The organism is Chryseobacterium sp. B21-037, from assembly GCF_028570785.1.
Classification (GTDB): Bacteria; Bacteroidota; Bacteroidia; order Flavobacteriales; family Weeksellaceae; genus Chryseobacterium; species Chryseobacterium proteolyticum.
The window spans coordinates 993,118-1,007,576 of the sequence record NZ_JALGCB010000001.1; the positions used below are offsets into that span (position 1 = coordinate 993,118).

13 protein-coding genes are annotated in these 14,459 nt (G+C 36.3%); 9 read left to right on the forward strand and 4 right to left on the reverse strand.

The window, feature by feature from the left end:
• Positions 1-3: 3 nt before the first annotated feature.
• Positions 4-1,143, reverse strand: a complete 1,140-nt coding sequence (locus tag MTQ00_RS04185; protein WP_273647851.1) for an aminotransferase class I/II-fold pyridoxal phosphate-dependent enzyme — start codon at positions 1,141-1,143, stop codon at positions 4-6.
• An 89-nt stretch (positions 1,144-1,232) separates the two neighbouring features.
• On the opposite strand from MTQ00_RS04185, the gene MTQ00_RS04190 reads away from it, so the two are divergent.
• From MTQ00_RS04190 to MTQ00_RS04205, 4 genes are all read left to right on the forward strand, one after another.
• Positions 1,233-2,285: a M28 family metallopeptidase gene (locus MTQ00_RS04190; RefSeq protein WP_273647852.1), complete on the forward strand. Its 1,053-nt coding sequence runs from the start codon at positions 1,233-1,235 to the stop codon at positions 2,283-2,285.
• A gap of 93 nt (positions 2,286-2,378) precedes the next feature.
• Positions 2,379-2,822, forward strand: a complete 444-nt coding sequence (locus MTQ00_RS04195) for a GNAT family N-acetyltransferase (protein WP_273647853.1) — start codon at positions 2,379-2,381, stop codon at positions 2,820-2,822.
• Entirely contained in the window at positions 2,819-3,187 is a 369-nt protein-coding gene (locus MTQ00_RS04200) for a glyoxalase (RefSeq protein ID WP_172283190.1), read from the forward strand. The genes MTQ00_RS04195 and MTQ00_RS04200 overlap by 4 nt, the downstream gene beginning before the upstream one ends.
• Before the next feature lie 6 nt (positions 3,188-3,193).
• On the forward strand, positions 3,194-3,697 hold the full coding sequence (locus MTQ00_RS04205; RefSeq protein WP_273647854.1) for an endonuclease V: 504 nt from the start codon (positions 3,194-3,196) through the stop codon (positions 3,695-3,697).
• A 147-nt stretch (positions 3,698-3,844) separates the two neighbouring features.
• On the opposite strand, the gene MTQ00_RS04210 is transcribed toward MTQ00_RS04205, so the two are convergent.
• From MTQ00_RS04210 to MTQ00_RS04220, 3 genes are read right to left on the reverse strand one after another with little or no spacing between them, the layout of a single operon-like run.
• Entirely contained in the window at positions 3,845-5,434 is a 1,590-nt protein-coding gene (locus MTQ00_RS04210) for an MFS transporter (protein ID WP_273647855.1), read from the reverse strand.
• Positions 5,435-5,439: 5 nt separating this feature from the next.
• Positions 5,440-6,486, reverse strand: a complete 1,047-nt coding sequence (locus MTQ00_RS04215; RefSeq protein ID WP_172283185.1) for an HlyD family secretion protein — start codon at positions 6,484-6,486, stop codon at positions 5,440-5,442.
• Between the two features lie 9 nt (positions 6,487-6,495).
• On the reverse strand, positions 6,496-7,815 hold the full coding sequence (locus MTQ00_RS04220) for a TolC family protein (RefSeq protein WP_273647856.1): 1,320 nt from the start codon (positions 7,813-7,815) through the stop codon (positions 6,496-6,498).
• A 166-nt stretch (positions 7,816-7,981) separates the two neighbouring features.
• Between MTQ00_RS04220 and MTQ00_RS04225 the strand changes: the two genes are divergently transcribed.
• The 5 genes from MTQ00_RS04225 (at position 7,982) to ilvN (ending at position 14,411) form a co-directional block, all read left to right on the forward strand.
• A complete protein-coding gene (locus tag MTQ00_RS04225; protein ID WP_273647857.1) occupies positions 7,982-8,770 on the forward strand; it encodes a helix-turn-helix transcriptional regulator in 789 nt (262 codons plus the stop codon).
• Between the two features lie 768 nt (positions 8,771-9,538).
• Positions 9,539-10,438, forward strand: coding sequence for an aminotransferase class IV (locus tag MTQ00_RS04230; protein WP_172283179.1), 900 nt, complete (start codon positions 9,539-9,541; stop codon positions 10,436-10,438).
• A complete protein-coding gene (gene ilvD, locus MTQ00_RS04235; protein WP_273647858.1) occupies positions 10,431-12,113 on the forward strand; it encodes a dihydroxy-acid dehydratase in 1,683 nt (560 codons plus the stop codon). The genes MTQ00_RS04230 and ilvD overlap by 8 nt, the downstream gene beginning before the upstream one ends.
• Positions 12,114-12,123: 10 nt before the next feature.
• Positions 12,124-13,863: a biosynthetic-type acetolactate synthase large subunit gene (ilvB, locus tag MTQ00_RS04240; RefSeq protein ID WP_273647859.1), complete on the forward strand. Its 1,740-nt coding sequence runs from the start codon at positions 12,124-12,126 to the stop codon at positions 13,861-13,863.
• 8 nt (positions 13,864-13,871) lie between these two features.
• Positions 13,872-14,411: an acetolactate synthase small subunit gene (ilvN, locus tag MTQ00_RS04245; RefSeq protein ID WP_228457034.1), complete on the forward strand. Its 540-nt coding sequence runs from the start codon at positions 13,872-13,874 to the stop codon at positions 14,409-14,411.
• Positions 14,412-14,459 lie beyond the last annotated feature (48 nt).

A 14,459-nucleotide genomic window follows, 5' to 3' on the forward strand; every position in this document is an offset into this window, starting at 1 on the left:
TAGCTACAGGTTCTTTTTTAAATGTTCCATCGCCCGGATGATCATATCATCGCTTTTAATAAAGCTAAATCTTACATAATCAGAGTTTTGCCTTGAATTATAAAAGGCTGACAAAGGAAGGCATGCGACCTGTTTTTCTGTGGTCAGCCACTTTGAAAATTCAACATCAGTCATGGTTTTAGAGATGTTTCTAAAGTTAACCAATTGAAAAACACTTCCTTCTGACCGCTGTTCAACAACTAAAGGCGTATTTTTAATTAATTCATTGAACAGATCTCTCTTCTTTTGCATCAGGAGTTTGTTTTCCAGGGGATCAAAAACCTCAAGGTATTTTGCAATAGCATATTGAGCAGGACCATTGGCACTATAGGAAATATACTGTTGATGACATCTGAATTGAGAGGATAGAGGTTCCGGCGTAAGCAAATAGCTTACTTTCCATCCTGTTGTATGGAACATTTTACCAAAGGAAAAAATGCAGAACGTCCTTTTTCTAAGTTCTTTGTGTAAAAAGGAACTGTAATGTTCCTGTTCATCATAGCAATAGGTGTCGTAGATTTCTTCCGATATAAGATAGATTTCCTGATGATTGATCAGATCATAAAGATGATTCCAATCCTGTTCTGACCATATTTTGCCGGTGGGGTTTTGTGGAGAATTCACAATGATTGCTTTGGTCTTTTCCGATAAACAGCATTGAAGTTTATCCCAATCTATATCAAAATCATTTCCAAGATCATAATATACAGGAACACCACCATTGAGAACAATAGAAGGAGCATAAGTGTAATAGGATGGCTGGATAATAATCACTTCGTCTCCGGGATTTATAATGCTTTTTAAAGCCGTATATAAGGCAAAGGTTGTACAAGGGACTATGGTGATCTCTTCCTTTTTCAGATGGATCGGATTTTTACGTTTTTCATTAAACCTGATGATGGATTCTATAAGCGACGGGCTACCCGCAAGCGGTTCGTACTGATGGTGAATCAGATCAACTGATTCTTTAAGGTAATATTTGAGGCGGTGATCAATATCAAAATCAGGTAACCCTAGTGATAAATCATAACTGTTATGCTTTGCGGCCAGCTCAGACATATCAGTAAAAAAAGAATAATGTGTAAATCCGTAAATATTTTCCACCTTTTGCGTGTTTATATCAAATATAAGGAAATTTAGAATCGGTTATAGATTAAATAAATTTTGTTACTTTTAGTAAAATTATTTTTGTAATGAGAAAAATACTTATTCCACTATTGGCTGTCGCGATATTATCTTCTTGCGAAACTGCTAAAGTGACATCGGAAAATCAAAACGGACAATCGGCTTCAAAGGCAATGTCTAAGTCTGAGAAAGCTTTTCAATCTGCATATAAAGAAATTAAGCTAGATGACCTGAAGCAAAATTTATATGTGATTGCTTCCGATGAAATGGAGGGCAGAGATACCGGAAGCCCGGGACAGAAAAAAGCGGGAGAGTATATGGTTAAATTTTACAAAGATCTCGGAATTTCTTATCCAAAAGCTTTAGGTTCATATTATCAGAAAGTACCCGCATCTTTCATGCAACAGAGAGGAGGGAGAAATCTTCCTGATTCTGAGAATATCCTTGCATTTATTGAAGGTTCTGAGAAGCCTGACGAAATAGTTGTGGTTTCTGCGCATTATGATCATGTAGGTACGAAGAACGGGATCGTATACAATGGGGCTGATGACGATGGAAGCGGAACTGTAGCTGTGATGGAGATAGCTAAAGCTTTTCAAAGTGCTAAGAAAGCCGGTAACGGACCCAAAAGATCCATTTTATTCCTGCATGTAACGGGAGAAGAGCATGGATTATTCGGATCAGAATATTATACGGACAATCCGGTCTTCCCATTAGCCAATACGGTAGTAGATCTGAATATCGATATGATCGGAAGGGATGATCCTGAAAACAGAGGAAAAAACTATGTGTATGTAATAGGCTCGGAAATGCTGAGTTCACAGCTGAAAGTAATTAATGAAGCAGCCAATAAAAAGACCAATAATTTAGCACTTAATTATAAATATGATGATCCTAATGATCCTGATAGATTGTATTACAGATCGGATCACTATAACTTTGCAAAGAATAATATTCCTGTTGCTTTTTTCTTTGACGGAATCCATGAAGACTATCATAAACCAACCGATGATGTTGAAAAGATTGATTTCAGTTTATTGCAAAAAAGAGCTCAGCTGGTATTCACAACAGCGTGGGAAATTGCCAACAGACCGGAGAGAATTACGGTTGATAGAAAATAATAGATAATAAAATACTATAATCAATTACTTTATATAAATGATGTAATTATTTATTATATAGTTGTTTATTTATTTTTATTGAAGTATTACGTGATGGTAATTCGAGAGGCGAAATCAGAAGATATTTTTCATATACAGATAGTGAGAAATGCTGTAAAAGAAAATAGATTGTCAAATCCTGATCTTGTTACTGATAAAGATTGCGAAGAATTTTTATTTGAAAGAGGGAAAGGTTGGGTGTGTGAAATCAATGATCAGGTTGTCGGTTTTTCAATTGTTGATTTGAAAGAAAATAACATTTGGGCACTATTTGTTCACCCAGATTTTGAAGGTCTTGGAGTAGGGCAAAAGCTTCACCACATCATGCTGGATTGGTATTTTCAGCAAACTAAAAAAAGTGTTTGGCTGGGAACAGCTTTTGATACAAGAGCTGAAAAGTTTTACCGGAAGATAGGCTGGAATGAAACAGGAACTCATGGAAAGCACGAAATTAAATTTGAAATGACTTATAAAACCTGGAAACAAATAAAGCCATGAAACAAAAAATGAAATCAATTCGACCATTTATTGGTGCTCAAAACTTTATGGAAAGCAGATCTTTTTATACGGATCTGGGATTTGAGGAAATTGTTTTAGAAGAAAAATTATCATTATTTAAAAAACAAGATATTGCATTCTATCTTCAGGATGCATATGTGAAAGAGTGGATTGATAATACCATGATCTTTGTTGAAGTAGAAAATGTGGATGAATATTGGCAGGAACTTTTGGATTTGAACTTGACAGAGAAATATAATACTATAAAACTAACGCCCGTAAGAACCCTGAATTGGGGAAAAGAATGTTTCGTGCATGATCCTTCTGGTATTTTATGGCATTTTGGAGAATTTTTCAACCATTAATTGAAGATGATTTACGCTTTTGATACCTACTATTATGAGAATTACGCCTACACAGTCTGTCTGGCATTCAAAGACTGGGAAGATGATCTGGAAACAGCAGCTTACAGTGAAAAAACTCCTATAACTTCTGATTACGAAAGTGGAGCTTTTTACAAACGGGAACTTCCATGTATTCTAAGTTTATTATCAAAGATTGATCTCAAAAATGGAGATATTCTGTTAGTAGATGGTTATGTGACTCTCAATAATGAAGGTAAGATTGGACTCGGAGGATATTTATATGAAAAATTAGAAGAAAAATATCCTGTTGTGGGAATTGCAAAAAATGAATTCTCCGCTCCTGACTCTCAGCGGAGAACAATCTATAGGGGGGAAAGTAAAACACCGTTATTTCTTACTTCGAAAGGAGTTGATGTAGATTTCTTAAAAAATAAAATAGAGAAAATGCACGGATTGTACAGAATACCGACATTGTTGAAAAAACTAGATCAATTGACAAGAATTGCTTAATTACAACCTTCTTATCTACAACTAGGTGAGGACTTTGTCATAATTTTGAATTTTATAAAAGGATAAAAACGGATAAGAAGCAGAATATATAATTCTGCTTCTTATTTCGTTAATGTAGTCCATAATAAACGGAATTTACGAACCAGTTTAATAAGGTACATTTCCTTTTCGCAATCTGAGAACAATATTTTGAATTCCAGGTAAGCATATCAAAATAACAATTACAACAAGCAATCCGATCAGCATAATATCATAATAATCTTTTGTTGAGCGTATTAATATCTGTTGTTTTATAAAATAATTGAAGTAAGCATTTGAGGCTCCTTTGGAAGTATACATATCGTTGCCTGCATTCAAATAAGCTTGTTGAATATTCTGCAGGGTAATTGATAATTGGGGATTCGTTTCTGTCAATGATTCTCTGAGTTTATCATTGGCTTCAGATCTGGTATATAATTGTGTATAATTGTTTACAGCCATACTGCTGCTAAATCCTAAGAATCTGGCAAAAATACCAAGAAAAGCAGCATTGAAGGCAACCTTTGGAGGTGCTGAAGAAACCATAAATGATACAATAGGAACAAACAAGACCCCTGTAGAAACTCCATAGATGAACATTGGAAGAATAAAGTCTTTTGTTTCGCCCGTAGAAGATACAAATTGTAACATGTAGAAATAATAGCAGGCCATGATGACAAATCCTGTGATAATAATTCTTATCAAGGAAATCCCCATTAAGATAAAACGAGCAGTGATTGCCATGCTGATTGCTGTACCTAAGATAACGCCTATCCAAACAGGAATAATATGGAGAGGATCAGTGGCAAGGACAACTTCTATATAACCATAGGTAAGGCCGGTTGTTCCTTTAAAAATATAAAAAACAAAAAGCAATAATAAACCGATGACAAAATTTTTGGCTTTAAAGATCTGTAAATTAATCAATGGATGTTTTAACCTGTTTTCCCGGACTATAAAAAGAAACAATAGGATGATAAAGAACATACCCAACAGAACAATAACTGGACTATCTAACCAATTGAGCTGCTGTCCATATATCAAAATGTATCCGATAACAGAGGAAAATGTAAGATAGTAGAGATACCCGATCCAATCTACTCTGTAGAGAGGAATCTTTTTTGAAAACCTGGCTTTTGAATTCATGCCTATTAAAATCACAAAAAGCAGAGTAATGAGCATTAAAATCAATCCGAAAAACAGCCAGTTAAAGTCTAAGACATCAAGTAAAATACTACTATAAATAGCATATACGGGAACTGCGATCTGTATGGCTGCATAGAAAATACTGTAACCGATAACTCTTGCTCTCGTGGAAGATAAACGGGAAAAAACCATATTGAGGATGATACTGCAAATGAGTGCACAGGCAATTCCCTGAACGACTCCACATACCAGAAATAATCCCCAGTTTTTAGAATAAAAACAGATGAGTGAATTCACCGAATTTAATGCTAACCCTATTATCAGATATTTCCTGGGTGCAAAATATTTAGTAATACGAAAATCTAAAGCTAAAAAAGTGACTGCAGAAGAATAGGTAAGTACCATAGCATATTGAACATCTGTTGGCTGGACTCCATAATATCCTGCCATACTGATAGGCCTTCCGTACAGAGCAAAGCTGAATAAGGAGACCATTAATATGGTAAAAATAATGCTTCTGGCCAGCCATTCAGGGATCCAACTTTTAAATATGGGCATATTGTGGGCTTCCATTAGCTTTAATTTTTGTTGATATACACATTAGCATTCATTCCTGCAGATAGCCCGGACAGTTTCTCCTTGGTTTCTGTAAGTTTGATTCTTACAGGAATACGTTGTATTACTTTTACAAAATTGCCTGTAGCATTATCTGGTGGTAGAAGAGAATAGCGGGAACCTGTAGTAGGAGATAAGGATTCTATGACACCTGAAAATGTTTCTCCTGGAAAAGCATCCACTTCTATATTGACCTTTTGGCCTATTTTGAATGTCTTGATCTGTGTTTCTTTGAAATTGGCTACCACCCATTTCTCCTGCGATTTATTGACAAGAAATGCCAGAGTCTGCCCAGGTTGAATCAGTTGTCCTTCCTGAATGTTTTTTTTTCCTATTTTACCATCAAATGGAGCCGTGATTACCGTATAACGTATATCGAGATCCTGCCTTTCTATAGATGCCTGTCTTACTTTTATTTCAGCATTTATTGCGAAACGTTGTGCTTGTATATCATTGAGTTTTGACTCTGCTACCCGAAGAGATGCGAGCGTTTCTTCGTAATCCGATTGATTGGTTAATAGGGAAGTATGTACATTATCAAATTTTTGTTGAGTAGTCGATTCATCTGCCAGAAGGTTTTTATAGCGATCGTATTCCTTTTGCTGCTGATCCAGTTTAGCTTTGATTCCTGAAATATGGGCTTTTATGACATCAATATTTTTGATCTGGGTTTGTTCACTGGCGCTTAGTATAGGGAGTTTGGCCTCCGATGTCGCTAATTCTGCTAAAGCTGTTTCTTTTTTAAGATCATATTCATCCCTTTCAATACGTACGAGAGTATCTCCTTTATGGACTTCCTGATTATCCTGATAATAAATTTTGCTGATATATCCCCCAACTTTAGCATTTATAGGTGATAGATAAGCTTCTATCTGTGCATCATTGGTCTGCTCATACCAATATCCTTTCCAGAAATGAAGTACAGCCCAAGTGATGATTACGATTAATAATAGTATTCCTAACCATTGTGTTGCTACTACTATAATACGGTCTGTTTTATTCTTGTTCATAATTTTATTTTAAAGTGTTCCTGTGATAATCAATAGTTTTATATGGCTTAGTCTTAAATTTGCTTCAGCAGATGTAAGATTGAATTTAGCTTGTAACAGAATGTTCTCAGCATCTAAAAGATCGGTCAGAAGAGATTGCTGATTGAGGTAGCTGTTTCTGATTACTCTCACACTTTCAGTACTTTGACGGATGGTAAGTTCTGCTGTCTCTACACTTTCTCTTGCCTGTTCTCTTTCAAGGAAAGCATCTCTTACTTTAATCGATAGGTCGTCTTGTTTTATCCGGCTCTTTTCAATCTCCTGTTTTTTCAGGTTATATGCATGAGCAATAGTGTGTTTACTCTTATAAAGATTGTCTACAGAGTAGGTTACCTTTAAACCTATTTGACCAAATCCCCAGAGATCATTGGAGTATGGATAAAATGAAATTTGAGGATACGTATAGTTGTATCTGGAGTATAAAGAAATCCTTGGTAATAGGCTTGATTTTACCTGCCTAATATTAAGCTCACTTAATGTCTGATTTGTGTTAACAATCTTAAGATCAGGTGAATTATCGAGTGCAGCTGCAAGATAGTCTTCATAATTAGATCCTTGTAAATTTTTGTTTTCCAGAATATCTTCAGAAGAAATAGCCAGTGGCTCAGTACTACTTCTTCCCATCAGAATGTTGAGTCGTTGCTTGGTAAGATCAATTTTCTTTTTTACATCCGAATCACTGAGTTGCAATTGAGATAGTTTGACTGAGATTCTTAATACATCACTCTTCAATACAATACCATTCTTGTTAAGATTTTCAATGGTGGATAGCTGCTTCTTTTCGCTAGAAATTTCGGAGGAAATAAATGATTCAAATTCCTGGAATTTGTACAGATCGTAATAGGATGCAGCGATCATATATTTTACATTATCTTTCTGTAATTCAAACTCATATTGTTTGCGTATTTTCTCTTCTTTTTTAATTTCAATGTTTCTTTTGTCTTTTCCTCCACTATAAAGATTGAAATCCAGATTGTAGCCCAATCCATAACCATATCCCTTAATTGGAACACTTTGAGGTGACGAAAACAGACCATTTTCATACAGAAGAAACTTGGAGTTAAGACGAAAATCTCCAACGACAGACAATTCTGGTAATTGCTTATCTTTTGCTTCTAAAATACTGATATCGCTTTCTTCTTTTGCAAGTTCTGCAAGTTTCAATTGTTTGTTTTGTGACTCTGATATATTCCAGATTTCATTCAATGTCAATACGGAGGGATTATCCTTTATTTGTGCTTTTATACCAGCCGAAACAGCCAGGTACAGAAGTATGATATATCTTTTCATTGTCAGATTACATTTTTATACTGGCAAAATTATTGTGGATTAAAATGAGTCTTTTTATAATATTAGCCTTATTTTTGTTTATTCTGGCCAATATTTTTAAGTTTATCTCTATTTGATAAGTCATTATCAGTGTTCTGTTGTAAAATTTTAAAATCGACTCCTGCCTATGAAAACGATAAAAGAAGTAAGAGAAAAAGTAGATGCTCATCCTGCATCCATATTGATGATCCGTCAGCAATGGGAACAAAGACTACCCATGCATAGGCATCAGAAAGGGCAGTTGCTTTTGGTTATTGGTGGAATGGCAAAATTGAGAACAAAAGAAAAAGATCTTTACATTCCACGCAGTCACTATATCTGGATGCCTAAAATGTACTCGCATAATTTGATGTTCAATTCTAAGGATCTTGATATCATTAATATTTACTTTCCGGAGGAAGAAAAATTTAATCATCCATTTTACGATGATCTGGGGATATATCCTGTAAGTAATCTACTTTCTGAGCTTTTGAAATTCGGAAAGGATTGGAATGGAGATTTCTTTCCAGATTCATGGGAATATGAATTTCTTCTCACTATGAAACATTTACTTCCTAAGGAGAATCTGAAAAAATTTTCTATCCAGTTGCCTACCACCAGTGATGAACGTCTTACTGCAATTATAAAATTTGTTCGAAACAATTTAGAAAACCCACTCACACTAGAAGAAGTAGGGGGTAAATTTGGATTTAGTGTAAGAAGTCTGACCCGTATATTTACCAATAAATTGGGGATTTCGTTTATCCAGTATGTAAAGATGGTAAGGATCATTCGTGCAATGGAATTACTAAAAGATACCACTCTGAGTATGAGTGAGATTGCTTATGAAATTGGCTATTCCAATATTTCAGCATTTAGCAATACATTTCAGCAACTGACTAATATGAGACCAACAGAATTTAAATCGATGCTTTAATGAAATAATTATTCCCGTCTGTAATTGCATCTTAAGCTTTTCTATCAAGGATTATAGATACCATTAATCATTTTGTTTTTTATTGAGATTTAATTAAAAAAATGATAAAATATTTTTTTAATTAAAAAAAGTTTATACATTTGTCACATCAAAAAATAAAAGTGAACAGTACATTCAACAATATTATTACTATCGTTATTGTCATTATCGGATTCCGGTGATGAGCGATGGTATTGTTGAAACTCTATAAAATTATTAGAAAGCCATCCTCATCCGGGATGGCTTTTTTTTATACCCGAATTTTAAAAAATCTAAAAAAATTAAAATATGTATTACAACAAAAAATTTAAACTCCATAATCTGAAAAAGGTTCTGAAATCATTCGGAGTTTGCAATCATTCTTTTCAATCGGATAGCAATGATACATCCGGTGCTTTTTATCTAACAAATCAAAGTACTGTAGGACTAATGATTTTATAATGCAGAAGTGAAGTCTTTTTATAATTCTGCTATTGTAGAATTAGATAATTTAAATTATTGATTATTAGTGTTTTATATTTATTTTATCGTGATTTGAATATTGTAATTTTAATTGAAATATGAAAGATAGAAAATATACAAGCCTTAGTTTTGAATCAAAATTAGAAAAGAACTTCATGTACTGCTTTTGGAATCGGAACAGGTTAAGTAAGGTTTATTACCATGTTGACCCGACTGATGAGAATAGCTTTTTTTATGTCTAAACTTAAAATAATTTAAAAAATAAATATGTATTACAACGAGAAAACGATGCTTTATTATGACGGAAAGTTCCAGGAGGCTACTACTGCTTCTACGGGTCTTTACGGACAATCACTTCACTACGGATATGCTGTCTTTGAAGGAATTAAATCATACAAAACAAAGAACGGGACCAAAATTTTTAAGGCAAAAGAACATTATGACCGCCTGAAAAAATCAGCAGAATTAATGATGATTCCTTTTGATTATTCTACGGAAGAGATGATTGACTTGACCTATAAGCTTTTGGAAATGAATAATTTAAGTAATGCATACATCAGACCATTAGTAATTTGCTCTCCTAACATGAGCCTTTCAAAAGGAAACAAAAGTTCTTTGATTATTGAAGCGTGGAGTTGGGATAACGGATACTTATCCGACCATGCAAGGATAATGACCTCTTCTTTTGAGCGCCCCAATCCGAAGGCATTTAGAATAGAAGCAAAAGCGAGTGGTCATTATGTAAACTCTATTCTTGCATCGCAGGAAGCCAAAGATAAAGGATTTGACGAAGCAATGCTTTTAGATGGCAATGGAAATGTAGCGGAAAGTTCAGGAGCTAATATTTTTTATGAAAAGGATGCAAAATTATATACACCGGCAAAAGGGAGTATTCTTCCGGGGATAACCAGAGCGACAATGTTCGAGATATGCGATCAGCTAGGGATTAGCTACGAAGAAAAATTCTTTAAACCTGAAGAAATGGAAGGAGCAGATGCCGGATTTTTTTGTGGTACTGCAGCGGAAGTGGTTGCATTAGAATCATTGAATAATATTCCATTTAAACTGAAGTGGGAAAACAGTGTGTCTGCTTTGATTCAAAAAGCTTACAGACATCTGGTTTTTGAAGAAGATTATTCCTATTTAAAACAAGCGTTGTATGTGTGAAACATTAAATAAATATTCCAGGGTTCTCACTCAGGATCCTACTCAACCGGCAACCCAGGCGATGTTTTACGGAATCGGCTTTAAAAAAGAGGATTTCGATAAAGCCCAGGTTGGAGTAGCGAGTATGGGATATGACGGAAATACCTGCAATATGCACCTTAACGGGCTGGCAGAACTGGTTAAAAAGGGAGTAAACGGACAGAATCTTGTTGGCCTGATGTTTCATACCATAGGGATCAGTGACGGAATGACCAATGGGACAGATGGAATGCGATATTCTCTTGTCAGCAGGGATGTGATTGCAGACAGCATTGAAACGGTGTGTGCAGGACAGTACTATGACGGTCTTATTACAGTTCCGGGATGCGATAAAAATATGCCTGGTTCCCTAATGGCAATGGCGAGATTAAACAGGCCATCGATCATGGTATATGGGGGAAGCATAGAAGCAGGACACTATAAAGGCAATGATCTCAATATCGTATCTGCTTTTGAAGCATTGGGAAATAAGATTGCAGGAAAGCTTTCTGATGAAGATTATGATGGAATCATCAAAAACTCCTGTCCAAGTGCGGGGGCTTGTGGTGGTATGTATACAGCCAATACAATGGCTTCGGCGATTGAAGCACTGGGTATGAGCTTACCATACTCATCTTCTTATCCGGCTCTAAGCAAAGAGAAAAAGGAAGAATGTGAGTTTGCCGGACATTATATGAGGATATTGCTGGAAAAAGACATCAAGCCTTCCGATATCATGACGCCAAAGGCTTTTGAAAATGCCTTGAGAATCATTATGGTTTTAGGGGGAAGCACGAACGCAGTCCTCCATTTCATTGCAATAGCAAAGAGTATTGGTCATCATTTAACGCTGGATGATTTTCAGAAGATTAGCGATACTACACCTTTGCTGGCTGACCTGAAACCTAGCGGCAAGTACCTGATGAAAGATCTTCATGAGGTAGGAGGAGTACCGGCTGTGATGAAATATCTATTGGATCTCGGACTTCTTCATGGAGACTGCCTTACGGTAACCGGAAAGACAATGGAAGAAAACCTTAGAAATATTACTTCAATTATAGATAGGAAACAGGATATTATCAGAGATATCAGCAATCCTATAAAAGAAACAGGCCACATCCGAATTATGTACGGCAACCTGGCGGAAAGAGGCTGTGTGGCCAAAATTACAGGTAAGGAGGGAAATTTTTTTAAAGGAAAAGCAAGGGTTTTTGATGGTGAAAAAGAATTTATCAAAGGTATTGAAGACAAAATAATCCAGGAAGGTGATGTAGTTGTGATTAAGAATGAAGGCCCTAAAGGCGCTCCTGGAATGCCTGAAATGTTGAAACCAACTTCTGCATTGATGGGTTCCGGACTAGGTAAGAATGTAGCATTAATTACGGACGGGCGCTTTTCCGGGGGAACTCATGGTTTTGTGGTAGGGCACATTACACCTGAAGCCTTTGAAGGAGGATTAATTGGTTTGGTTAAAGACAATGATGTGATCGAACTAGATGCTGTAAAGAATACCATCAACCTGATTATATCAGATGAAGAATTAAAAGAAAGAAAAGCCGGATTCAAACAACCGGATTATAAAGTAAAAACAGGGGTGTTATACAAGTATGCAAAGCTGGTATCAGATGCCTCTCAGGGATGTATAACAGATTTTTAAATTGAATATAATGGAATCAACATTTAATGCATTAGAAACAGAAAGGTCTACACAGACCATAAAAAAATTGAAAGGGGCAGAAGTTATTTTGGAAATCCTGAAAGCTGAAAACGTCAATACGATCTTCGGATATCCTGGTGGAGCTGTCATTCCGATTTATGACGCATTATATGATTACAAAGACGATTTAAAGCATATTCTCGTTAGACATGAACAGGGAGCAATCCACGCAGCACAGGGGTTCTCCAGGTCTTCGAACCATACCGGGGTAGCTATTGCAACCAGTGGCCCGGGAGCAACCAATCTGGTAACAGGACTTGCAGATGCTATGATTGACAGCACACCGGTTGTTTGCATAACCGGACAAGTATATGCATCCCTTTTGGGATCTGATGCTTTTCAGGAAGTAGATGTGATCAATGTTACCGCTCCTGTTACCAAATGGAACTGTCAGGTAACCGATGCTAAAGATATTCCGACAGCTTTGGCAAAAGCTTTCTATATAGCAAGATCAGGGCGACCGGGTCCTGTATTGGTGGATATTACTAAAAATGCACAACTTCAGGAAATCGATTTTACAGGATATGAGGCCTGTAATTCCATCCGGTCTTATCATCCTAAACCCCGAATCAGGCATGAATATATTGAGCAGGCTGCTTTACTGATCAACGCTGCTAAAAGACCATTCCTACTTTTCGGGCAAGGAGTGATTATAGGACAGGCAGAAAAAGAGTTACAGAATTTGGTTGAAAAAACCGGCATTCCTGCGGCTTCTACTGCTTTGGGTTTAGGAGCACTTTCTACAGAACATCCGCTTTATATAGGAATGCTAGGAATGCATGGACATTATGCTCCTAACAAATTAACCAATGATTGTGATGTGATTATCGCTGTAGGAATGCGATTTGACGATCGTGTAACCGGGAAATTGGATCAATATGCCAGACAAGCTAAAGTAGTTCATCTCGATATTGACCTTGCGGAAATAGATAAAAATGTAAAAGCGGATGTCCCTGTTCTTGGTAATTGTAAAGAAACACTTCCTCTGCTGACTGAGGCTCTTTCAGAAAACTCACATAAAGAGTGGCTGGATCAGTTTAAAGAACTGCATCGTGAAGAAAATCTTGAGGTTGTACACAAGGAATTGAATCCGGAAACAGAAGAACTTACCATGGGAGAGGTGTTAAAATACCTGAACCAACTCACCCATGGAGAGTACATCATCTGTACGGATGTGGGACAGCACCAGATGATTTCCTGCAGATATGCTGAATTTAAAAAATCAAAAAGAAACGTCACTTCCGGTGGTCTTGGAACAATGGGATTTGGTCTTCCTGCAGCAATAGGTGCAAAAATGGCAAATCCTGACAAGCACGTGATCTGTATTGCCGGAGACGGTGGTTTTCAGATGAACATCCAGGAGCTGGGAACTATTTCACAATTCGGAATAGGGGTAAAGATGATTGTTCTGAACAATTCTTTTCTCGGGATGGTTCGTCAATGGCAGGAACTCTTTCATGACAAGCGATATTCTTTCGTGGATATCACCAGTCCGGACTTTTCTGCTGTTGCTGAAGCCTATGGCATTAAAGCAAAGCATGTAAAAGAAAGAGCTTTCCTGGAATCTTCATTAAAAGAAATGCTTGAAACAGAGGGATCTTATCTTCTGGAAATAAAAGTAGGGAAAGAAAATAATGTTTTCCCGATGGTCCCACAAGGATGCAGCGTAAGTGAAATCCGCTTAAAATAAAAATAAATATGATGAATAAACAGGAATACACCATAAGCGTTTTCACAGAAAACCAGGTAGGATTACTCGCCAGAATAGCAACGGTTTTTTCTAGGAGGGGGATTAATATAGACAGCCTGAATGTTTCACCTACAGAAATTACAGGTATTTCCAGGTTTACCATTGTAGTGGAAACTACATATGAAACTGTAAGGAAAATATCCCGCCAGATTCAGAAGCTGGTAGAAGTGATAAAAGTATATTACAATACCAATGAAGAAATCGTATGGCAGGAACTGGCACTTTTTAAAATAGAAACCAATGTCGTTTCTGAAAAATTCTATGTTGAAAGGATTTTAAGACAATATGGTGCAACCATCGTAAGTGTGAGAAATGATTATACTGTTTTTACGATTGTGGGACATCATGAAGAAATAGGCCGTTTCCTTGACCTTCTGGAGCCCCATGGTCTTATAGAGTTTATCAGAAGCGGAAGAGTAGCAGTTATTAAATCCAATGAAGCTTTCCATAAAAAGCTGACGGCCCTTGAAAAAATGGCTTATCAATAAAAAACACAAGTTCAATATATTATAATGTGGCCAGAATTGGCCGGAAAA

Coding starts and splice junctions, on each gene's coding strand:
- MTQ00_RS04215 (WP_172283185.1), bottom strand. CDS start 6,486: ATGAACAAGAATAAAACAGACCGTATTATAGTAGTAGCAACACAATGG.
- MTQ00_RS04220 (WP_273647856.1), bottom strand. CDS start 7,815: ATGAAAAGATATATCATACTTCTGTACCTGGCTGTTTCGGCTGGTATA.
- ilvD (WP_273647858.1), top strand. CDS start 10,431: ATGTGTGAAACATTAAATAAATATTCCAGGGTTCTCACTCAGGATCCT.
- MTQ00_RS04210 (WP_273647855.1), bottom strand. CDS start 5,434: ATGGAAGCCCACAATATGCCCATATTTAAAAGTTGGATCCCTGAATGG.
- MTQ00_RS04195 (WP_273647853.1), top strand. CDS start 2,379: ATGGTAATTCGAGAGGCGAAATCAGAAGATATTTTTCATATACAGATA.
- MTQ00_RS04205 (WP_273647854.1), top strand. CDS start 3,194: ATGATTTACGCTTTTGATACCTACTATTATGAGAATTACGCCTACACA.
- MTQ00_RS04190 (WP_273647852.1), top strand. CDS start 1,233: ATGAGAAAAATACTTATTCCACTATTGGCTGTCGCGATATTATCTTCT.
- MTQ00_RS04230 (WP_172283179.1), top strand. CDS start 9,539: ATGTATTACAACGAGAAAACGATGCTTTATTATGACGGAAAGTTCCAG.
- ilvN (WP_228457034.1), top strand. CDS start 13,872: ATGATGAATAAACAGGAATACACCATAAGCGTTTTCACAGAAAACCAG.
- ilvB (WP_273647859.1), top strand. CDS start 12,124: ATGGAATCAACATTTAATGCATTAGAAACAGAAAGGTCTACACAGACC.
- MTQ00_RS04225 (WP_273647857.1), top strand. CDS start 7,982: ATGAAAACGATAAAAGAAGTAAGAGAAAAAGTAGATGCTCATCCTGCA.
- MTQ00_RS04200 (WP_172283190.1), top strand. CDS start 2,819: ATGAAACAAAAAATGAAATCAATTCGACCATTTATTGGTGCTCAAAAC.